Source organism: Arthrobacter sp. B0490 (assembly GCF_002929355.1).
In the GTDB taxonomy this organism is placed as follows: Bacteria; Actinomycetota; Actinomycetes; order Actinomycetales; family Micrococcaceae; genus Arthrobacter_D.
In genome coordinates this window covers 94,728-113,435 of the sequence record NZ_PJIR01000007.1, presented here as the reverse complement: position 1 = coordinate 113,435, position 18,708 = coordinate 94,728, and the positions used below count along the sequence as shown (strand labels likewise).

19 protein-coding genes are annotated in these 18,708 nt (G+C 71.8%); 12 read left to right on the top strand and 7 right to left on the bottom strand.

Annotated features, from left to right (window positions below):
- The first annotated feature begins 10 nt into the window (after window positions 1-10).
- Entirely contained in the window at window positions 11-475 is a 465-nt protein-coding gene (locus CXQ97_RS12320; protein ID WP_104181160.1) for an SRPBCC family protein, read from the top strand.
- Window positions 476-539: 64 nt separating this feature from the next.
- Here the strand turns inward: CXQ97_RS12320 and CXQ97_RS12315 are convergent, their stop codons facing one another.
- Window positions 540-1,241, bottom strand: a complete 702-nt coding sequence (locus CXQ97_RS12315) for a FadR/GntR family transcriptional regulator (protein WP_104181159.1) — start codon at window positions 1,239-1,241, stop codon at window positions 540-542.
- A gap of 144 nt (window positions 1,242-1,385) precedes the next feature.
- Here CXQ97_RS12315 and CXQ97_RS12310 point away from each other — a divergent pair, with 144 nt between their 5' ends.
- The 3 genes from CXQ97_RS12310 to CXQ97_RS12300 are packed head-to-tail and all read left to right on the top strand — an operon-like array spanning window position 1,386 to window position 5,523.
- Window positions 1,386-2,750: an SLC13 family permease gene (locus CXQ97_RS12310; RefSeq protein WP_104181158.1), complete on the top strand. Its 1,365-nt coding sequence runs from the start codon at window positions 1,386-1,388 to the stop codon at window positions 2,748-2,750.
- 53 nt (window positions 2,751-2,803) lie between these two features.
- Complete coding sequence (locus tag CXQ97_RS12305) at window positions 2,804-4,024, top strand: CaiB/BaiF CoA-transferase family protein (RefSeq protein WP_104181157.1); 1,221 nt, start codon at window positions 2,804-2,806, stop codon at window positions 4,022-4,024.
- Window positions 4,021-5,523, top strand: coding sequence for a carboxyl transferase domain-containing protein (locus tag CXQ97_RS12300; RefSeq protein WP_104181156.1), 1,503 nt, complete (start codon window positions 4,021-4,023; stop codon window positions 5,521-5,523). Before CXQ97_RS12305 ends, CXQ97_RS12300 begins: the two co-directional genes overlap by 4 nt.
- A gap of 43 nt (window positions 5,524-5,566) precedes the next feature.
- On the opposite strand, the gene CXQ97_RS12295 is transcribed toward CXQ97_RS12300, so the two are convergent.
- Window positions 5,567-6,673 carry a GTP pyrophosphokinase family protein gene (locus CXQ97_RS12295; RefSeq protein WP_104181155.1) on the bottom strand — a complete coding sequence of 369 codons (1,107 nt, stop codon included), beginning with the start codon at window positions 6,671-6,673 and terminating at the stop codon, window positions 5,567-5,569.
- A gap of 194 nt (window positions 6,674-6,867) precedes the next feature.
- Here CXQ97_RS12295 and CXQ97_RS12290 point away from each other — a divergent pair, with 194 nt between their 5' ends.
- Window positions 6,868-7,683 (top strand): alpha/beta hydrolase, encoded by an 816-nt coding sequence (locus CXQ97_RS12290; RefSeq protein ID WP_104181237.1) that lies wholly within the window; start codon window positions 6,868-6,870, stop codon window positions 7,681-7,683.
- Here the strand turns inward: CXQ97_RS12290 and CXQ97_RS12285 are convergent.
- Genes CXQ97_RS12285 through CXQ97_RS12275 form a run of 3 tightly spaced genes read right to left on the bottom strand, consistent with a single transcriptional unit; the run spans window position 7,676 to window position 10,081 of the window.
- A complete protein-coding gene (locus CXQ97_RS12285; RefSeq protein WP_104181154.1) occupies window positions 7,676-8,464 on the bottom strand; it encodes an isocitrate lyase/phosphoenolpyruvate mutase family protein in 789 nt (262 codons plus the stop codon). The two genes, CXQ97_RS12290 and CXQ97_RS12285, sit on opposite strands and share 8 nt — an antisense overlap.
- Window positions 8,457-9,098 (bottom strand): alpha/beta hydrolase, encoded by a 642-nt coding sequence (locus CXQ97_RS12280; RefSeq protein WP_104181153.1) that lies wholly within the window; start codon window positions 9,096-9,098, stop codon window positions 8,457-8,459. The genes CXQ97_RS12285 and CXQ97_RS12280 overlap by 8 nt, the downstream gene beginning before the upstream one ends.
- 8 nt (window positions 9,099-9,106) lie before the next feature.
- Window positions 9,107-10,081: a ring-cleaving dioxygenase gene (locus CXQ97_RS12275; protein WP_104181152.1), complete on the bottom strand. Its 975-nt coding sequence runs from the start codon at window positions 10,079-10,081 to the stop codon at window positions 9,107-9,109.
- A 159-nt stretch (window positions 10,082-10,240) separates the two neighbouring features.
- Between CXQ97_RS12275 and CXQ97_RS12270 the strand changes: the two genes are divergently transcribed.
- From CXQ97_RS12270 to CXQ97_RS12250, 5 genes are all read left to right on the top strand, one after another.
- Window positions 10,241-10,723, top strand: coding sequence for a PGPGW domain-containing protein (locus tag CXQ97_RS12270; protein WP_104181151.1), 483 nt, complete (start codon window positions 10,241-10,243; stop codon window positions 10,721-10,723).
- A 52-nt stretch (window positions 10,724-10,775) separates the two neighbouring features.
- Window positions 10,776-11,699, top strand: coding sequence for a carbohydrate kinase (locus CXQ97_RS12265; RefSeq protein ID WP_104181150.1), 924 nt, complete (start codon window positions 10,776-10,778; stop codon window positions 11,697-11,699).
- 29 nt (window positions 11,700-11,728) lie between these two features.
- Window positions 11,729-12,256, top strand: coding sequence for a YbhB/YbcL family Raf kinase inhibitor-like protein (locus CXQ97_RS12260; RefSeq protein ID WP_104181149.1), 528 nt, complete (start codon window positions 11,729-11,731; stop codon window positions 12,254-12,256).
- Between the two features lie 87 nt (window positions 12,257-12,343).
- Window positions 12,344-13,153, top strand: a complete 810-nt coding sequence (locus CXQ97_RS12255; RefSeq protein WP_104181236.1) for an HAD family hydrolase — start codon at window positions 12,344-12,346, stop codon at window positions 13,151-13,153.
- The gene (locus tag CXQ97_RS12250; RefSeq protein WP_181035069.1) at window positions 13,131-13,964 is read left to right on the top strand and encodes a glycerophosphodiester phosphodiesterase family protein; all 834 of its coding nucleotides are present in this window, start codon (window positions 13,131-13,133) and stop codon (window positions 13,962-13,964) included. Before CXQ97_RS12255 ends, CXQ97_RS12250 begins: the two co-directional genes overlap by 23 nt.
- Before the next feature lie 18 nt (window positions 13,965-13,982).
- Here the strand turns inward: CXQ97_RS12250 and CXQ97_RS12245 are convergent, their stop codons facing one another.
- Together CXQ97_RS12245 and CXQ97_RS12240 are read right to left on the bottom strand one after the other, a co-directional pair.
- Complete coding sequence (locus CXQ97_RS12245; protein ID WP_104181147.1) at window positions 13,983-14,981, bottom strand: hypothetical protein; 999 nt, start codon at window positions 14,979-14,981, stop codon at window positions 13,983-13,985.
- Window positions 14,982-15,033: 52 nt separating this feature from the next.
- Window positions 15,034-16,362 (bottom strand): uracil-xanthine permease family protein, encoded by a 1,329-nt coding sequence (locus tag CXQ97_RS12240; RefSeq protein ID WP_104181235.1) that lies wholly within the window; start codon window positions 16,360-16,362, stop codon window positions 15,034-15,036.
- A 99-nt stretch (window positions 16,363-16,461) separates the two neighbouring features.
- On the opposite strand from CXQ97_RS12240, the gene CXQ97_RS12235 reads away from it, so the two are divergent.
- Window positions 16,462-17,313 (top strand): SDR family NAD(P)-dependent oxidoreductase, encoded by an 852-nt coding sequence (locus CXQ97_RS12235; RefSeq protein ID WP_104181146.1) that lies wholly within the window; start codon window positions 16,462-16,464, stop codon window positions 17,311-17,313.
- Window positions 17,310-18,704 carry an aldehyde dehydrogenase family protein gene (locus CXQ97_RS12230; protein ID WP_104181145.1) on the top strand — a complete coding sequence of 465 codons (1,395 nt, stop codon included), beginning with the start codon at window positions 17,310-17,312 and terminating at the stop codon, window positions 18,702-18,704. The genes CXQ97_RS12235 and CXQ97_RS12230 overlap by 4 nt, the downstream gene beginning before the upstream one ends.
- The last annotated feature ends 4 nt before the right edge of the window (window positions 18,705-18,708 follow it).

Below are 18,708 nucleotides of genomic sequence, written 5' to 3'. Positions count from 1 at the left end.
AGAACCCCGCATGACCGAGACACGCATTTCCGCCACCCGGACGATCGATGCACCAGCAGCCGCGATCTTCACCCTGCTCACCAACCCGGCGCAGCATGCCGCGCTCGACGGCTCGGGGATGGTGCAGTCGGACAGCAAGTCGGACCGCATCACCGCCGTGGGCCAGGTGTTCACCATGAACCAGCACTGGGACAAGATGGGCGGCGACTACCAGACGGACAACCACGTGGTGGGCTACGACCCGAACAAGCTGCTCGCCTGGAAGACGGCGCCCGCCGGCGAGGTGCCGCCGGGCTGGGAGTGGGTGTGGGAGCTGCAGCCGTCGGGCCCGGATTCCACCGAGGTGTCCGTGAGCTACGACTGGTCCGGCGTGACGGACAAGGAGATCCTGAAGAAGCTGACCTTCCCCGAGGTGTCGCGGGACGCCCTGGACTCGACGCTCGCCAACCTCGCGGCGCAGGTCTCGGAGGCCTAGGAGGGCCCGGGCCGCGGACCAGTGACGGCCGGTCCCCTCGGGGCCGGCCGTCGTCGTGGGCGGCCTATCTCAGCAGCGCGACGTCCGAGACGAGTTCGATGTGGCGCTGCATCGCCTCGGCGGCAGCGGGCGCGTCCTGCGCCCTGATCGCCGCCGCGATGACCCGGTGCGATTCCAGGGACTGCTCGGGCCGGCCGGGCTGGGCGAGTGACTCGAGGCGCGTCTCCAGCACCATCTCGCCGATGAACGCCATGAGCTGCGCCATCACGGGTGAGTGGGCCGCCGCGGTGACGGCCTGGTGGAAGAGCTCGTCCCCGTGCGCGCCGCGGTCGCCGTCGTCGATCTCCGCCCGCATCGTGTCGAGGGCCCGTGCGATCGCGACCAGGTCCTCGTCCGTGCGGCGTTCGGCCGCCAGGGCCGCGAGCTTCACCTCGAGCGTGCTGCGGGCCTCGACGATGTCGGGGAGGCGGCTCTGGTGCTCGCGCAGCCCCTTGATCACGCTCGCCACGCTGGCACGGTGGCGCAGGACCGCGCCCGTGCCGTGCTGGACGTCGATGACGCCCAGGACCTCCAGGGCCACGAGGGCCTGCGCGAGGGTGGCGCGCGAGACCCCGAGGCGCTCGGCGAGCTCACGCTCCGCCGGCAGGAGGTCCCCCGGGCGCAGCTTCGCGGACTCGATGTAACCGAGCAGCTGCTCGACGAGCTGTTCGTACAGGCGCGGACGGGCGAGGCGTCCCAACGGTCGAGGACTGGCGTCGTCGGTCATCCTGGCTCTCCCCGTGTAGTGGTGCGCCCATGGTACCGGTGAACAGTTGACACAGACACATACTCTCCTACAGGCTAGGCCAGTGGTTTTGTAAGCCACATCACACGCTCGTCCGCCCTGTCCGTCGCCTGCTGGAGGATAACGATGTCCGCCCCACTCCTATCGATCATCATCCTCGCGGCGATGTTCCTGATAGCCACGCTGCTCCCCATCAATATGGGAGCCCTCGCATTCGTGGGTGCCTTCCTGCTCGGCGCCGTCGTCCTCGGCATGGATACCGACGACATCATCGCCGAGTTCCCGGGCGGGCTGTTCCTCACGCTCGTGGGGGTGACCTACCTGTTCGCCATCGCGCAGAACAACGGCACGATCGACCTCCTCGTGCAGGGCGCGGTGAAGCTGGTCCGCAACCGCGTGGCCCTCATCCCGTGGGTCATGTTCCTCATCACCGCCGTCATCACCGCCGTCGGTGCGCTCGGCCCGGCCGCGGTGGCGATCATGGCGCCCGTGGCGCTGGGCTTCGCGGCGCGCCACAAGATCTCGCCGCTGCTCATGGGCATGATGGTGGTCCACGGTGCGCAGGCCGGCGGGTTCTCGCCCATCGCCGTGTACGGCGTGATCGTCAACGACATCGTCGGGGAGTCCGGCTTCGAGTCGAGCCCCCTCGCCGTCTTCCTGGCGAGTTTCATCTTCAACCTGCTCATCGCCGTCGTCCTCTTCGTCGTCCTCGGCGGCCGGAAGCTCCTCTCCTCGCGCATGACCGAGTTCGTCGAGGAGGCCGCCGAGGCCCGCCTGAAGGCCAGCCCCGGCGTCCGCGCGGCCGACGTCGCCTACAAGGGGACCGGCAGCGGAACCTACGGCCCCCGCGATCCCGCCGGTGACGGCGTGCTCGCCACCAGGACGAAGGAGGACCGCTTCTCGCAGGGGGCCACCATCCTCGGCCTCGTCGCGCTCGCCGTCATCGCGCTCGGCTTCAAGGTCGACGTCGGTTTCGTCGCCATCACGGTCGCCGTCATCCTCGCGCTGATCTCCCCGAAGGCGCAGAGCGGGGCCGTGAACAAGATCGCCTGGTCCACCGTCCTGCTCATCTGCGGCATGCTCACCTTCGTCGGCGTCCTGCAGGCCGCCGGTACCATCGAGTACGTGTCCGACGGCGTCGCGGGCCTCGGCATGCCGCTCCTGGCCGCCCTGCTCATCTGCTACATCGGCGCGGTCGTCTCGGCCTTCGCGTCCTCGACGGCCATCCTCGCGGCCCTCATCCCGCTGGCCATCCCGTTCCTGGAGACCGGAGCCGTGGGAGCCGTCGGCGTGGTCTGCGCGCTCGCGGTGTCCTCCACGATCGTCGACGTCTCGCCGTTCTCCACCAACGGCGCCCTCGTCCTCGCCAACGCCCCCGAGGGGACGGACAAGGACCGCTTCTACAAGCAGATCCTCGGCTACGGCGCGATCGTCGTCGTGGCCGGCCCGGTCATCGCGTGGCTCGTCCTCGTGGTGCCCGGCTGGCTCTGAGCCGACCCCCGACCGATCCGCCAGCACGACACAGCACGACCACCGGAGGAAGCATGAGCGCCGAACAGACCACCGCCGGGACGACCGGCCGCGGGGGGCCGCTGGCCGGTCGCCTCGTCGTCGACCTCAGCCGTGCACTTGCCGGGCCCCACGCCGGCATGATGCTCGGGGACCTGGGAGCGCGTGTGATCAAGGTCGAGACCCCCGGCTCGGGGGACGACACGCGCGGGTGGGGCCCGCCCTTCGTCGGCCCCGAGGACGATCGCCAGTCCACCTACTTCCTGTCCTGCAATCGGAACAAGGAGTCCATCGCGCTCGATCTCAAGAGCGACGACGGCAGGACCGTCCTCACGGAACTGCTGCGCCGCGCGGACGTCGTCGTCGAGAACTTCAGGCCCGGCGTGCTGGACCGGCTCGGCTTCTCCACCGATGCCATGCTCGAACTGAACCCGGGCCTGGTCATCCTCTCCATCACCGGGTTCGGCCACGACGGCCCCGAGGCGAAGCGCAGCGGGTACGACCAGATCGTGCAGGGCGAGGCGGGGCTGATGTCCGTCACCGGACCCGACCCCGACAACCCCCAGCGCGTCGGCGTGCCGATCGCCGACCTGCTGTCCGGCATGTACGGGGCGTACGGCGCCGTCGCCGCGCTGCTCGAGCGCGAGCGGACGGGCAGGGGACAGGTGGTGCGGACGTCGCTGCTCGCCGCGATCATCGGAGTCCACGCCTTCCAGGGCACGCGCACCACCGTCGCGGGCGAGGTGCCGCAGGCGCAGGGCAACCACCACCCGTCGATCGCGCCGTACGGACTGTTCAACTGCCGGGGCGGCAAGGTGCAGATCAGCGTGGGCAGCGAGAAACTGTGGGCCACCTTCACGGCCGCCTTCGGGCTCGACGGCGCCCGCCCGGAGTTCGCGACGAACGCCGACCGCGTGCGGAACCGGGACCTGCTGATCGGCGTCGTCGAGGACGCGTTCTCCGCGTACGAGGCGGAGCCGCTGCTCGCGAGGCTCAACGAGGTGGGCATCCCCGCCGGCAAGGTGCGCACCCTCGACGAGGTCTACGCCTGGGAGCAGGTGCACTCGCAGGGGCTGCTCCTCACCGTGCAGCATCCGGTCCTGGGCGACATCGCCCTGCCCGGGCCGCCCCTGCGCTTCTTCGACGGTGCCTCCGAGACCACGCCGGCCGGCCATACAGCCCCGCCGCTGCTCGACGGCGACGGCGAGACCATCCGCGCCTGGCTCGCCCCGGCACCGGGCGGGCCCCGGGCGTGAGCGCACCCACCCGGCACCTCACGGCCCGCGAACTCATCGGCGCCGTCCTCGACGCCGGGTCCTTCACCTCGTGGGACGGTGAGGTCCCCCCCTATCCCGGAGCGACCCCCGCCTACGAGGAGGAACTCGCACGCGCACGGGAGAAGAGCGGGGCGGACGAGTCGGTGCTGACCGGCGAAGGTCTCATCCACGGCCGTCGGGTGGCCGTCATCGTCTCGGAGTTCACCTTCCTCGCGGGCTCGATCGGCGGCGCCGCCGCGCACCGGATCACCGCTGCGATCCGCCGGGCGACGGCGGAACGGCTGCCCCTGCTGGCCGGTCCGGCGTCGGGCGGCACGCGCATGCAGGAGGGTACCCCCGCGTTCCTGGCGATGGTGGACATCACCGCGGCCGTGCGGGCCCACCGGCAGGCGGGTCTGCCCTACCTCGTCTACCTGCGGCATCCGACGACGGGCGGCGTCATGGCCTCCTGGGGGTCGCTGGGCCACGTCACGGTCGCCGAGCCCGGTGCGCTCCTCGGGTTCCTGGGCCCCCGTGTGTACGAGGCGCTGTACGGGGCGCCGTTCCCGGCCGGCGTCCAGGCCGCAGAGAACCTGTTCGACAAGGGCCTCATCGACGCCGTCGTCCCGCCGGAGCACCTCGCGGGCATCGTCGACAAGGCCCTGACCGTCCTGCTCGCGCAGCCGGCGGGGAAGCCCGAACCGCCCCCGTCGGCCGCCGTCCGCCCCGGCACCGGTGACGCCTGGACGTCGATCCTCGTCTCCCGCAACCGGAGGCGGCCGGATCTGCGCCGCCTCCTCGCCTATGGTGCCCGGGACGTCCTGCCGCTCAACGGCACCGGCCAGGGCGAGAAGGATCCCGGGCTCCTGCTGGCCCTGGCGCGTTTCCGGGACCAGCCCTGCATCGTGCTCGGACACCAGCGGCCCCGCCGGCCGGGCGACTCCGTGATGGGCCCGGCGTCGCTCAGGGAGGCGCGGCGGGGCATGAAGCTCGCCGAGGAGCTCGGCCTGCCCCTGCTCACGGTCATCGACACCGCCGGCGCGGACCTGTCGAAGGAGGCCGAGGAGGGCGGGCTCGCCGGAGAGATCGCGCGGTCCCTGCACGACCTCATCGGCCTCGCGTCGCCGTCGGTGTCCCTGCTGCTCGGGCAGGGCGCCGGGGGCGGTGCGCTCGCCCTGCTGCCGGCGGACAGCACGATCGCCGCCGAGCACGCGTGGCTCTCCCCCCTGCCGCCCGAGGGGGCCAGCGCCATCGTGCACCGCACCGTGGACCGCGCGCCGGAGATGGCGGAGGCCCAGGGCGTGAAGATCGCCGCGCTCGTCCGCCGGGGTGTCGTGGACCACGTGGTGGACGAGCGGCCGGACGCCGCCGAGGAGGGCCGGGCCTTCTGCGAGCGGATGGCGGATGCCATCGAGTACGAGCTGGCGCGCGTGAAGGAACTCCCCGCCGACGACCGGCTGGAGCGCCGTGCCGCGAAGTACCGGGCGGGGACCGGCTGACGCGGACGTCCGGCTCCATCGCTCCGAACGCGACCCCGCCCGATCAGGCGGGGTGCTGCGCCCGGTACAGCTCCATCTGCCGGTACCGGCGCTGGAGGCTGTCCCGGCGGGGGGTGCTCTCCGCGTCCGTCGGCTCGGCGGTGAGATCGATGTGCCGCTCGCCGTAATGCCAGAGCAGCATGTCGTCGAGGAGCCGGTCCGGGCCGGGCGAGTACCGGTGGTCGAGCGCCTTGCGCACGGTGGTGATGGTGTCCGCCTGCAGCAGGGCCACGAGCCCGAGGGTGGTCTTCAGGCCATGGGCGGCCAGCAGTTCGGCAGCCCAGCCCCAGTTGTCGTCGGCCTTCCGGTCCACGTGCGGCAGGAGCGTCTGCCACACGTCGCGGATGCGGTTGGGCGTCAGGGGGGCGCTGCCCTCCCCGTCCTCGTCCCAGAAGCCGGTGACCGTCTCGTACCGCTCGTGCAGTTCCGCGAAGGCCGATTCCACCGTCTCGAGCATGGCCGCCGTCCCGGTGAACTGCCGGTCGAAGTACGGGCTCCAGGCCTTCGGGTTGGACGCCTTGAAGCGGATGTCGTGCTCGATCTCGGACCAGGCGTGGGCGAGCACGGTGCGCACCTGCACCTCGAACAGGTAGCTCCCGGCCGCCCTCGTCTCCGGGTCCACGGTCTGCTGGAAGGCGCGGACCACGTCGTTGTGAATGGTGCGCATGATGAGGTGGCGGCTCGAATAGCCGTACGTACCGGACTCGATCGACCCGATGTCCTTCTCGCGGTCGCCGCGGCAGTCGAACTCGTGGCGCTGGCGCTTGAGCAGGGTCGCCGCGAGGTCCACCTCGTGCGGGAGCGTGGTGATGATGCGGACGCCCACCAGGTCGGTGAGGTTCCGCAGGGGATCGGGGAACACGACGACCGGGGGCGCGCCGGCGTCGGGGGAGGGCAGGGTACGGGACGCCTTGTCGCGGAAGGACTCGACGGTCTTGGTGCGCGCGGTGACGAACAGGGGCTTGAGGTCCGTTCCGTCGAAGATCGCCTCGATGCTGTCCCGCATGGCGGCGGTGACGCGGTCGAGGGCCGGCCGGACGCGCTCGTACTCACGCGTATGCGCCTCGACGGCCGGCCTCAGCCGTTCGTCGAGATCATCCCATGCGCCCATGCACCGTGCCTTTCGAGAGGAGTGCCTTCATCGTAGCCAACCCGGCCGACGGTTACGCTTCAGCTGTGAATCCGGTGAACCCCGTGGGCCGACGCTCCCTTCTCGCCCTGCTCGCCGCCGCCGGGGCCGCCGTGCTCGCCGCCTGCGGCGTCGGGGGCACGGGACCGGGAGGGTCCCGCGGCGAGACGCGCGCGGTGGCGCCCCGACGGTACGGCTACGGCGACGATCCGAGCCAGTTCGCCGACCTCCACCTGCCTGCTGCGGACGTGGCCGTCCGCGGCGTCGTCGTCATCATCCACGGCGGCTACTGGCGTTCCACCTACGGCGCCGAACTGGGGGAACCCCTCGCGCAGGACCTCACGGGGCGCGGGTACGCGTGCTGGAACCTCGAGTACCGGCGGGCGGGCAACGGGGGCGGCTGGCCGGCCACGTTCGACGACGTCGCCGCCGGCATCGACGCCCTCGCACCCGCTGCGGCGGAGCACGGGCTCGACCTGGCGTCGACGACGGCACTCGGCCATTCGGCGGGCGGACACCTCGCGGTCTGGGCGGCGGGCAGGTCCGGGCTGCCGCCCGGTGCGCCGGGGGCCGGGACCCCTGCGGTGCCGCTGACCGCCGTCGTCAGCCAGGCCGGTGTGCTCGATCTCGCCGGGGCCCGGGAGCTGGGACTGAGCGGCGACGCCGTCGAGAACCTGCTGGGCGCCCCCGAGGACCCCGAACGGTACCGGCTCGCCGATCCGATGACCGCGATACCCCTCGACGTCCCCGTGTACGCGGTCCACGGCACGAAGGACACCACCGTCCCGCTCAGCCAGTCCGAGGACTACGTCGAGGCGGCGGCCTCCGCGGGCGCCGTGGCCGAACTGGTCCTGGTCCCGGGGGACCACTTCGCCGTCATCACGCCCGGGTCGGAGGCCTGGGAGCGGATCGTCGCACTGCTCGACGCCGCAGCGGACGCAGCCGACCCCGGCCTGCCCGAGGGGCCGGGGTCGGCGGGCGCTCCTAGTTGAGCGGGAGCGTGCCCTCCGGGAGGGCGCCGCCGGCGAGGAGTTCCCGCGCCGAGGCCGCCAGGGCGGTGAGCGCCACGCGCTGCGTCCACGGCCCGTAGGAGATGCGGGCCACGCCGAGCTCCTGCAGGCGGGACGGCGCGAGGCTGCCCGGTACGTTGATGACGCTCAGGCGCCGCGGGCCGAAGGCCTCGACGAGTGCGGTCACGGCGTGCTCGTCGAGCAGGCCGGGGACGAAGACGCCCGTGGCGCCGACGGCCAGGTAGGCCCTGCCGCGCTCGACGGCATCGGCCAGGACGTCCGCCGGGTCGCGGTCGCCGGCCTTCACGAACGCATCCGTGCGGGCGTTCAGCACGAAGTCGATGCCCTCCGCAGCGCCGGCCCTGAGGACGGCCTCCATCTGGGCCACGGCGTCGGCCAGCGGCCGCATCTGGTCCTCGATGTTGGCGCCGACGATCCCGACGCCGATCGCGCGGCGGACGGTGTCCCCGGGGTCGCCGTACCCGGACTCCAGGTCCGCCGAGACGGGCAGGTCCGTCGCGGCGGCGATCCGCCCGACGGCGGTGATCATCTCCTCGAGGGGGATGTTCTCGCCGTCCTCGTAGCCGAGCGACGCCGCGATCGAGTGGCTCGCCGTGGCGAGGGCCTTCGTGCCGGGGACGTCCGCGATCGTCCTCGCGCTGATGACGTCCCAGACGTTGACGACCTGCAGGATCTCCGGGGCGGAGTGCAGCTGGGCGAGAGTGGTGGCCTTCGCGGCGAGGTCGTTCCGTGCTTCAGTCATCGAGTACCTTCCGGGTGTGCGAGGCGATCCAGGCGGCTGCGCCGTCCACCTCGGTGGGATGGATTCCGTGGCCGCCCTCGCGGACGTGCCTGTCTACTTCGGCGCCGCGGCTCTCGAGGATCGAACCGACGCGGACCACGCTGTCGATCGGGGCCATGGCGTCGGATTCCCCGTTGAACAGGGCGACGGACGATCCCGAGAGGTCCGCGTCGATGGCGCGTCCCTCCAGCGGGAACATGCCGGAGAACGCGACGGCGTCCTTCACGGCGTCGGGGTGCAGGAGTGCCGTGGCGAGCGCGATGTTCGCGCCGTTGGAGAAGCCGACGGCGACGAGCGGTCGGTCGCCGATGCCGTAGTGCTCCCGCGCCCAGCCGACGAACGCCGCGAGTTCGCCCGCCCGGCGGACCACGTCGTCGACGTCGAACACGCCCTCGCCGAAGCGACGGAACCAGCGGTTCAGGCCGTGCTCCTGCACGGGTCCGCGCGGGGCGAGGTGGCCCGCGCCGGGAGCGAGGCGCTCCACGAGCGGCAGGAGGTCGTGTTCGGTACCGCCCGTGCCGTGCAGGAGCAGCAGCACGGGTGTGCCTGCCGCTCCTGCGGCGAACAGGTGCGGCCACTCGGAAGGTGGTGTCATGTCCGCCCCTACTTGAAGGCCTGGACGGCCGGGTTGTTCTCGGCGGGCAGCTCGATCTTCGCGACGGAGTGCGCGATGGCCTCGCGGTTCGGCTCGAGCCACGGCGGCAGCTTCAGGGAGCGGCCGAGCTCCAGCAGGGGCTCGTCGATGTCGAACCCCGGCGTGTCCGTCGCGATCTCGAGGAGCGTGCCTCCCGGCTCGCGGAAGTAGATCGAGGTGAAGTACTGGCGGTCGAGGATGGCGGTGACCGCGTAGCCGCGCTCGGCGAGCTCCTGGCGCCAGAGCTCCTGCGTCTGCTGGTCGGGGACACGGAACGCGATGTGGTGCACCGTGCCGCCGGCCACCAGGCCGCGCTCGCCGCGGGGATCGGTGACGACGTCGACGACCGTGCCGGGTTCGCCGTCGTGCGTGCTCAGGCGGTAGCGGCCGTCCCGTTCGCCGAGGACCTTCATGCCGAGGTCACGCGTGAGCGTCTCGAGGGTGCGGGCGGGGTCCTGGACCGTCAGCACGGAGGAGTGCTGGCCGCGCACCGCGTACTCGGCGGGCACGGAGGCGGAATCCCAGGGGTTGCGCGGGTCGGAGACGGAGGAGGCCACGAGGTCGATCTGCAGGCCGTCGGGGTCCCGGAGCGAGAGCCGCTCCTCCTCGGACGATGCGCGGGAGACGGTCGACCCGACGCCGAGGTCCCTGAAGTGCTCCTGCCACCAGCCGAGGGTGCCCTGGGGCACGGAGAAGGCCGTGGTGGTCGACTGTCCGCTGCCGATGCGTCCGCTCCGGATGCCCTGCCACGGGAAGAAGGTCAGGAGCGAGCCGGGGCGCCCGGACTCGTCGCCGTAGTACAGGTGGTAGGTGCCGGGATCGTCGAAGTTGACGGTCTTCTTGACGAGCCGCAGCCCCAGTCCCTTGATGTAGAAGTCGATGTTCTTCTGGGGGTCACCGGCGATCGCGGTGACATGGTGGAGACCTTCGGTTTGTACGGTCACGCTGTCCTCCTTCGGGGAACCGGGCGGGTGGGCACCGGCATGTCGATGCAAACGCATGCATCGCGGCGTTTGTTCCCCGGCGTCGCAGACAGCCCCCGCGAGCGATCCGCAGCCTGCTGAGCGTCGTGGGTCCCCAGCTTCCTGTGTCATCCTGTTCGCATGGCAGCGAGAGGGCGGGTCTCCGGGTGGGTCCGCCGCACCGGGATCGAGGTGGTCGGCTGGACCCTCGTGGTACTCGGTGTCGCCGCGCTCGTGCTGCCCGGACCGGGACTCCTGATGCTCGCCGCCGGCCTCGCGGTCCTGTCGCAGCAGTACCACTGGGCGCGCCGCTACCTGAAACCCCTGAAGTCGAACGCCTACCACGCGGCCGCGCTCGGGGTGAAGACCATCCCGAGGATCGCCGCGAGCTGTGCGAGCGCCCTGCTGATCATGACCCTCGGCGTGGTCTGGATCCTCCAGCCGGCGGTGCCGTCCTGGTGGTTCCTCGAGGACAGGTGGTGGCTGTTCGGGGGAGCGGGCACGGGCATCAGCCTCATCGTCTCCTCCATCATCGCCCTCGCGCTGATCGTCTACAGCGTGCGCCGGTTCCGCGGCCGCCCCATGCCCGCGCGCCCGTCCGGGCTGCGCACGGAGACGGAGTAGGCGGGGCGGGACCCCCGGATACGGGAGGCGTCGGGGCTGGTACGTTGAACGGGTGCTCACCGTGATCGGGGAAACCCTCATCGACGAAGTCGTCAGCGACACCGCCCCCATGCGCGCGCACGTGGGCGGCAGCCCGATGAACGTGGCCGTGGGACTTGCGCGCCTCGGACACCCCGCCCAGTTCGTGGGCCGCTACGGCGACGACGAGTACGGCCGGATGATCCGCGAACACCTCCGCGACAATTCGGTGCCGTTCCCCGTGGAACCCGACGCGTCGCCCACGAGCATCGCGACGGCGCGCCTCGACCCCGCGGGAGGAGCGTCCTACGACTTCCGGCTCGTCTGGGAGCTGCCGGGCCTCGCGGGACGGAAGGACGCGCTCCTCGACGGCACCACCCTGCTGCACACCGGGTCCATCGCCACGATGCTCGCCCCCGGGGCCGACGACGTCCTGGCCCTCGTGACGGCGGCCCACCCCCTCGTCACCGTCACCTACGACCCGAACTGCCGGCCCAGCATCATCCGCGATGCCGTGTTCGCCCGGCGGCAGGCCGAGAGGTTCGTCGCGCTCGCCGACGTCGTGAAGGCCTCCGACGAGGACCTCGAGTGGCTCTATCCCGACCGAAGCCCCGAGGACTCCGCACGCGCCTGGCTGGACGCCGGCGCCGCCGTCGTCGTCGTGACCCGCGGATCGAGCGGGCCCTGGGGCGTGAGCCGGGCCGGTGAGGCCGCCGTCCCCGCACCACCCACCAGCGTGGTGGACACCGTGGGCGCCGGGGACTCCTTCATGGCCGCCCTGGTGGGAGCCATCGTGGACCTCGAGCTCGACGGCGCCCATCGGCGGGACGACCTGCGCCGAATCACCCTCGGACAGCTGACCGGGATGCTGCAGTACGCGGCCCGGGCGGCAGCCATCACCGTCTCCCGCGCGGGCGCCAACCCGCCCTCGCGTGACGAGATGGCGCGCCAGGCCTGACCCCGCACCACGACACGAGGAGCACACCCATGACCCGCGACCCCTATGCGGACCTCCCGCAGGTACCCGCGTTCGAGCTGACCAGCGAGACGGTCGTCCACAACGAGCCCCTCGACCCGGCGCAGGCATCCGGGGTGATGGGAGCGGGCGGCAGGGACGAGTCGCCGCAGCTCAGCTGGAGCGGCTTCCCCGACGGCACGAAGAGCTTCGCCGTCACCGTCTACGACCCGGACGCCCCCACCGCGAGCGGGTTCTGGCACTGGTCCGTCGCCAACCTGCCCGTGACCACCACGTCCCTGCCCGCAGGTGCGGGGACCGACGGCTCCGGCCTCCTGCCCGACGGTGCCGTGCAGCTGCGCAACGACGGCGGCTTCGCCGGTTTCGTGGGTGCAGCGCCGCCGGCAGGTCACGGCCCCCACCACTACCACGTGGTGGTGCACGCCCTGGACGTCGAATCCCTCGAGATCCAGCCCGAGGCCTCGCCCGCCTACCTCGGCTTCAACCTCTTCTCGAGCACCATCGGCAGGGCCCGCCTGATCGGCACGTTCGAGCAGTAGGCACCTGTGACCGCCGGGAGGAACCGGGCGTCCGGCGTGAGCGGGGCCGCCGGTAGGGTGGAGTTCCGGAACCTGAAGGAGTCAGCGATGCGCCTGGTGGCGAGCGACATGGATGGGACCGTCGTGGGGCACGACGGCAGGATGAGCGAGCGCACCATCCGTGCGTTCCGCGCGTGTACGGAGGCGGGGGTCGACGTCGTGTTCGTCACCGGCCGCCCCCCGCGCTGGCTGCAGCCCCTGCGGGACCAGCTGGGCCACACGGGGACGGTCATCTGTTCCAACGGCGCGCTCACGTACGACCTCGAGGCGGAGCGCGTCCTCGACGCGAGGCTGCTGGAGCCGGAGGACGTCTACGCGGCGCGCGACATCATCCGCGATCTCTTCCCCGGGGCCACCTTCGCCGCGGAGACGGTGACCGGGTTCAAGATCGAGTCCGGGTTCGCCGAGGCGGCGACCTCCGAACTCCTCGGGGGCATCTCGGCGCAGCCCTTCGAGGAGTCCCTGCCGGGAGAGCACGTCGTGAAGTTCCTGGCGCGCGAGAGGACCGTCTCGCCCGACGAGTTCCTCGCGGCCGTGCGGCCCGCCGTCGCGCACCTCGTCTCCACGACGCACTCCGCGCCGACGATCGCGCTGCTCGAGATGGCCGTCCCCGACATCGACAAGTCCGTCACGCTCGCCCGGTACGCGGCCGAACGCGGGATCGACGCCGCCGATGTCGTCGCCTTCGGGGACATGCCCAACGACGTCCAGATGCTCGACTGGGCCGGCCAGGGCTATGCCATGGCGTCGGGACACCCGGACGCGCTCGCCGCCGCGAACCTCGTGGCACCGCCGTTCGAGGAGGACGGCGTGGCGCAGGTGCTGGAGGAACGGCTTGCGGCGCTCCGCACGGCCTGACCCGGGCCCCTACCGCTACCTCGACAACCGTCCCGGACCGGGCGACCGCGCCCTTCCCCTCGCGCTCGCACACCGGGGGTTCGCCCCCGGCGGCGGGGAGAACACGATGGCCGCCTTCGCCCGGGCCGTCGGGCTCGGCTTCCGGTACCTCGAGATCGACGTGCGCGCGTCCCGTGACGGCGTGGTGATGGTCTTCCATGACGGGATCCTGGGCCGCGTCACCGGCGCCGAGGGGCCGATCGCCGCACGGACGGCGGAGGAGCTGGCCGTCCTGCCCGTCGGCGGTGGCGGTGGCATCCCCCCGCTCGAGGAGGTCCTGCTGCGCTGGCCCGACGTCCGCCTGAACATCGACATCAAGAGCGACGACTGCGTGGAGCCCTTCGCGGAGCTGATCAACCGGCTCGGCGCCCATGACCGCGTGCTCGTGGCGTCGTTCTCGGACCGCCGTCGTCGCAGGGTGCTGAGCCTCCTCGACGCGCCGACGGCGTCCTCGGCCGGCATGGCGGTCAACGCCCTCCTGAGGCTGGCCGCGCCGCTCGGGCTGGCAGCACCGGTCGCCCGGCTGGCCGCCGTCCAGGCCCTCCAGGTCCCCGAGACGTACCGCGGCGTACGCGTGGTGACACGCCGCTTCGTCGCCTCGTGCCATGCCGCGGGCCTCCAGGTCCATGTGTGGACCGTCAACGCGCGGGAGGACATGGACCGGCTGCTCGATCTCGGCGTCGACGGCCTCGTGTCGGATGCAGCCGACGTCCTCGCGTCCTGCCTGCAGGACCGTTCGGCGTGGCCGCCGGGCCGCCCGGAAGGACCCTGAGCCCGCCTGCCGCGGTTCCTATGCCTGCAGGACCGGCTGGGCCAGTGTCCTCAGGTGGTGCAGGGCGGCAGGCGCGTAGGAGCGCATGGACGCGTCGTCGGCGTACACCAGCAGGCGCAGCCAGGCTCCGTACCTGTGCACCCGGGCGAGCTTCAGCGCCGGCTCGACCGCGGCACGCAGGTCCGGGAGGGGGGCGAAGCCCGTCCAGCGCCGGAGGTAGGTGCCGATCACGGCCTGGATCCGCGGGTCGTCCGGCGTCGTGTCCCACTGCCGGCACATCTCCGTGACGGGGACGAGCAGGGCGCTGAACGGGTGCGCCCAGTAGGAGTCGGCGAAGTCGAAGAACCGCAGCGGATCGGTGCCCGCCCCGGGGAGGAAGCAGTTCCGGGCCTGCAGGTCGTTGTGGTCGAGCGAGAGGGGCACCGGGATGCCGCGCAGCGTGTCCACGGCGCCGCGGATGGCGGGGAGGCCGCGCACGACGCCGTCCGCCTCCTCCGCGGACAGGTACAGCGGGTGCTCGGCCGGCAGGCCTGTGTGGAGCAGCAGCTGGTTCTCGACGAAGTTGGCGGCCACCTCGGGGTTCATGAGGACCAGCCCGGCCCGGGTGAGCCGTTCGCCGTGCGGGGCGACGAGCTGCTGGAGGTCGGCGAAGTCACCCGCGATGCGGGACCAGACGGCGGGGTCGCCCGGGTCCAGGCTGTCCAGGGTGGCGCCATGGTCCGCGGTGAGCATCCATCCGCGGGACGGCTCGATCGCCAGGGGCGCCGCCACGTGGTCCGGCGCCAGCTCCCCGAGCAGGGACATGATGGAGGCCTCCGCCAGCTGCCCCAGGTTGTTCTCCTTGAACCACAGCGTCCCGTGGTCGGTGGGAACGGTCAGCTGCGTGGACCAGAAGCGGAGGCCCGGCTGGTCGGACGGGCCGAGCCGCCGGACGCCGAGGGCCTCCAGTGCGGCGTCGATCCACTGGTCCGCCTCGTGCCTCCATCCGGGGGACGCCCACACCTCGAGGGGGTTCATCGGCCACTGGACGGGGTGACGGAGTGACGCATGCGTTCATTGTGACACCGCATCAGCCCAGCTTGGAGGGCCTGCTCCCGTGGTCGCTCGACTCGAGGTCCTCCGGGCCGGCCACGTGTTCGCTGCCCCGCGCCCTGGCGATCGCCGTCATGCCGTGGAAGATCACGAGCGCCGCCGCCGTTCCGAGGGCGATCCCCGCGAAGGTGAGGTCGCCGATGACCCAGGTGAAGTCGGCGATCCCGATGACCAGCGCCACGCCCGCGGTCGAGAGGTTGATGGGGTTCGAGAAGTTCACCTGGTTCTGCACCCAGATACGGACGCCGAGGATCCCGATCATGCCGTACAGGACCACGCCCGCTCCGCCGAGGACCCCGGCGGGCACGGTGGCGATGAGCGCACCGAACTTCGGGAAGAGGCTCAGCAGGATCGCGACGATCCCCGCGACCCAGTACGCGGCCGTCGAGTAGACGCGGGAGGCGGCCATGACGCCGATGTTCTCGGCGTACGTGGTGGTGCCGGAGCCGCCTCCCGCACCGGCGATCATGGTGGCGAGCCCGTCCGCCATCAGTGCGCGCCCGGTCAGGGGATCGAGGTCCCGATCGGTCATCGCTGCCACCGACTTCACGTGGCCGATGTTCTCCGCGACGAGCACGAGCACCACGGGCACGAAGAGGCCGACGACGGACAGGTGGAATTCGGGGGCCGAGAAGTCCGGGAGGCCGATCCAGGCGGCGTTGCCGATCGCGGCGAAGTCGACCTCACCGCGGATCATCGCGACGGCGTAGCCGGCGAGGACGCCGACGAGGATGGAGAGCCGCCCGAGGATGCCCTTGAACAGCACCGTGACGAGCAGGATCGCGACGACGGTGACGAAGGCGGTGAGGGGCGCCTGCTCGAAGCTCGCCTTCGCGGTCGGGGCCAGGTTCAGGCCGATCAGGGCGACGATGGAGCCCGTGACGATCGGCGGCATGGCGACCTGGATCCACCGGGCGCCGGCGGTGTGCACGATCAGGCCGATGAGCGCGAGGGCTGCACCGGCCATGATGATGCCGCCGAGGGCGCCGGCCGCGCCGTGCTGCGACTGAGCCGCCGCGATGGGCGCGATGAACGCGAAGCTCGAGCCGAGGTAGCTCGGCACCTTCCCCGCCGTGATCACGAGGAACAGGATGGTCCCGATGCCGGAGAACAGCAGGGTCGTGGAGGGCGGGAACCCGGTGATGAGCGGGACGAGGAAGGTCGCGCCGAACATCGCGACGACGTGCTGGGCGCCGATGCCGATGGTCCTCGGCCAGCTGAGGCGTTCCTCGGGTGCGACGAACCGCCCGGGAAGGACGTTCTTGCCGTCCCCGTGAAGGGTCCAGCCGATACCTCGTGAGCTCATGGACATGCCTTCCGGAAGGGGCGAGGGGTTTCCCGGAATCCTATCGGCAGCACGTGACCGGGATGTTACGTTGCTAGTTCTCGAGGGGAAGGGTAGGGGATGGTACTCACGGTCCGAGGACGCACCGTACTGGTGACCGGCGCGGGGAGGGGCATGGGCAGGCTGTACGCCGAACGCGCCGTCCGGGAAGGAGCGGCCGCCGTCGTGCTGTGGGACGTGGACGGCGCGGCCCTCGAGGAGGTGGTCGCGGCCCTCACGGCGCAGGCGACCACGCTGCACAGCTACGTGGTGGACATCGCGTCGGTGGAGTCCGTCCGGGCGGCGGCGAGCGCGGTCCTCGCCGAGGTCGGTGTGCCGGACGTGCTGGTGAACAACGCCGGGATCGTCCGCGGCAAGTACTTCTGGGAGCACGACCACGACGCCGACATCGACCTCACCCTGCGCATCAACGCCGGCGGCCCGATGCACGTCACGCGTGCCTTCCTCCCCGCGATGATGGAGCGCGGTACCCCGGCCAGGATCCTCAACGTCGCGTCCGCGTCCGGGACCCTGGCCGTGCCCAGGATGAGCGTGTACGCGGCGTCGAAGTGGGCCGTGATCGGCTGGAGCGACTCGCTCCGCCTCGAACTCGTGGCGGCCGGGCACCCCATCGCCGTGACGACCCTCATCCCGAGCTACACCAGGACCGGCATGTTCGAGGGCGCCCGCGGTCCCCTCCTCACGCCGCTCATGGAGCCGGGGTACGTGGTGGACAAGGCCTGGCGCGGCATGCTCGCCGGCCGGGCCCGTGTCCAGCTGCCCTGGACCGTGCAGCTCGCGGGGACGCTCCGGAACCTCCTCCCCCAACCCGCCTGGGACGTCGTCGCCGGGCGGGTCTTCGGGGTGTACAGCTCCATGGACCGATTCACCGGCCGCCCGGGCGGCACCCACGACCAGAAGGGCGCTCGATGAGCACCTCCGCGCACCTCCGACCGACGGACGCCGCCGCACTGCTGGCGGACCGGCGACGATACTTCGACACGGGCGTCACCCGCCCCGCCACCTGGCGCCACGGACAACTGCGCGCCCTGCGCCGGCTGCTCTCCGAGCGGTCTGACGATCTCACGACAGCGCTCGGGGAGGACCTCGCCAAGAACCGCACGGAGGCGTTCCTCACCGAGGTCGCCTCCGTGCGGGCCGAGATCGACTTCGCCCTGAAGCACCTGGACCGCTGGATGGCGCCCGAGAAGGTCGGTGTGCCCGCAGGACTGCTCCCGGCACGTGCCTGGACGCAGGCCCGCCCGCTCGGCGTCGTACTGATCATCGGGCCGTGGAACTACCCGCTGCAGCTCGTGCTGGCACCCCTCGTCGGGGCGCTTGCCGCGGGCAACGCCGCCGTCCTGAAACCCAGCGAGCTCGCCACCGCCACGTCCCGCCTGCTCGCGAGGCTCGTGCCCCGGTACCTCGACCAGGAGGCGGTGTCCGTCGTCGAGGGGGGCGTCGATGCCAGCACGGCGTTGCTCGCCCAGCCGTTCGACCACGTCTTCTACACCGGCGGTGAGCGCGTCGGGAAGATCGTCATGAGGGCCGCGGCCGAGCACCTGACGCCCGTGACGCTGGAGCTGGGCGGGAAGTCGCCCGCCGTCGTCGTGGGCGGGGACCTCCGCGCCGCGGCGCGCCGGATCGCGCTCGGCAAGTTCATGAACGCCGCGCAGACGTGCGTGGCCCCCGACTACATCCTGACGACACCGGTCGCCGCGCCGGAGCTGGCCGCAGCGCTGGCGGACACGGTCCGGGACTTCTACGGCAGCGACCCCCGGACGTCGAGGGACTACGGGCGCATCATCGACGAGCACCACTTCGACCGCCTCGTGGGCCTGCTGGCGGACGGCACGGTGGTCTCGGGCGGACGGCACGAGCGCGCGGAGCGGTACCTGGAGCCGACCATCCTGCGCGACGTCGACCCCTCGTCCGCCCTCATGCAGGAGGAGATCTTCGGGCCGCTGCTGCCCATCCTCGAGGTCGAGGACCTGGACGACGCGATCCGCTTCATCGGAGCCCGCCCCCACCCGCTCGCCGCCTACCTGTTCAGCGACCGCGACGAGCACCTGCGCGTGTTCACGGAGCGCGTCCAGGCGGGCGGCATCGCCCACAACGTCTGCAACATCCAGGTCGCGGTCCCCGGCCTGCCGTTCGGCGGCGTCGGCGCGAGCGGGACGGGGAGCTACCACGGGCGGCAGTCGTTCCGGACCTTCAGCCACCTGCAGCCCGTGATCTCCAAGCCCACCGGGATGGACACGCTGCGCCTCGCCTACCCGCCCTTCGGGCCGCTGAAGAGGAGGCTGCTGCGCAGGCTCCTCTAGCCGG

Bases quoted from the DNA above. Each gene is read 5' to 3' on its own strand.
- CXQ97_RS12305 (WP_104181157.1), top strand. From the start codon at position 2,804: ATGAGCGCCGAACAGACCACCGCCGGGACGACCGGCCGCGGGGGGCCG.
- CXQ97_RS12315 (WP_104181159.1), bottom strand. From the start codon at position 1,241: ATGACCGACGACGCCAGTCCTCGACCGTTGGGACGCCTCGCCCGTCCG.
- CXQ97_RS12260 (WP_104181149.1), top strand. From the start codon at position 11,729: ATGACCCGCGACCCCTATGCGGACCTCCCGCAGGTACCCGCGTTCGAG.
- CXQ97_RS12255 (WP_104181236.1), top strand. From the start codon at position 12,344: ATGCGCCTGGTGGCGAGCGACATGGATGGGACCGTCGTGGGGCACGAC.
- CXQ97_RS12270 (WP_104181151.1), top strand. From the start codon at position 10,241: ATGGCAGCGAGAGGGCGGGTCTCCGGGTGGGTCCGCCGCACCGGGATC.
- CXQ97_RS12295 (WP_104181155.1), bottom strand. From the start codon at position 6,673: ATGGGCGCATGGGATGATCTCGACGAACGGCTGAGGCCGGCCGTCGAG.
- CXQ97_RS12280 (WP_104181153.1), bottom strand. From the start codon at position 9,098: ATGACACCACCTTCCGAGTGGCCGCACCTGTTCGCCGCAGGAGCGGCA.
- CXQ97_RS12245 (WP_104181147.1), bottom strand. From the start codon at position 14,981: ATGAACCCCCTCGAGGTGTGGGCGTCCCCCGGATGGAGGCACGAGGCG.
- CXQ97_RS12310 (WP_104181158.1), top strand. From the start codon at position 1,386: ATGTCCGCCCCACTCCTATCGATCATCATCCTCGCGGCGATGTTCCTG.
- CXQ97_RS12240 (WP_104181235.1), bottom strand. From the start codon at position 16,362: ATGAGCTCACGAGGTATCGGCTGGACCCTTCACGGGGACGGCAAGAAC.
- CXQ97_RS12320 (WP_104181160.1), top strand. From the start codon at position 11: ATGACCGAGACACGCATTTCCGCCACCCGGACGATCGATGCACCAGCA.
- CXQ97_RS12235 (WP_104181146.1), top strand. From the start codon at position 16,462: ATGGTACTCACGGTCCGAGGACGCACCGTACTGGTGACCGGCGCGGGG.
- CXQ97_RS12230 (WP_104181145.1), top strand. From the start codon at position 17,310: ATGAGCACCTCCGCGCACCTCCGACCGACGGACGCCGCCGCACTGCTG.
- CXQ97_RS12285 (WP_104181154.1), bottom strand. From the start codon at position 8,464: ATGACTGAAGCACGGAACGACCTCGCCGCGAAGGCCACCACTCTCGCC.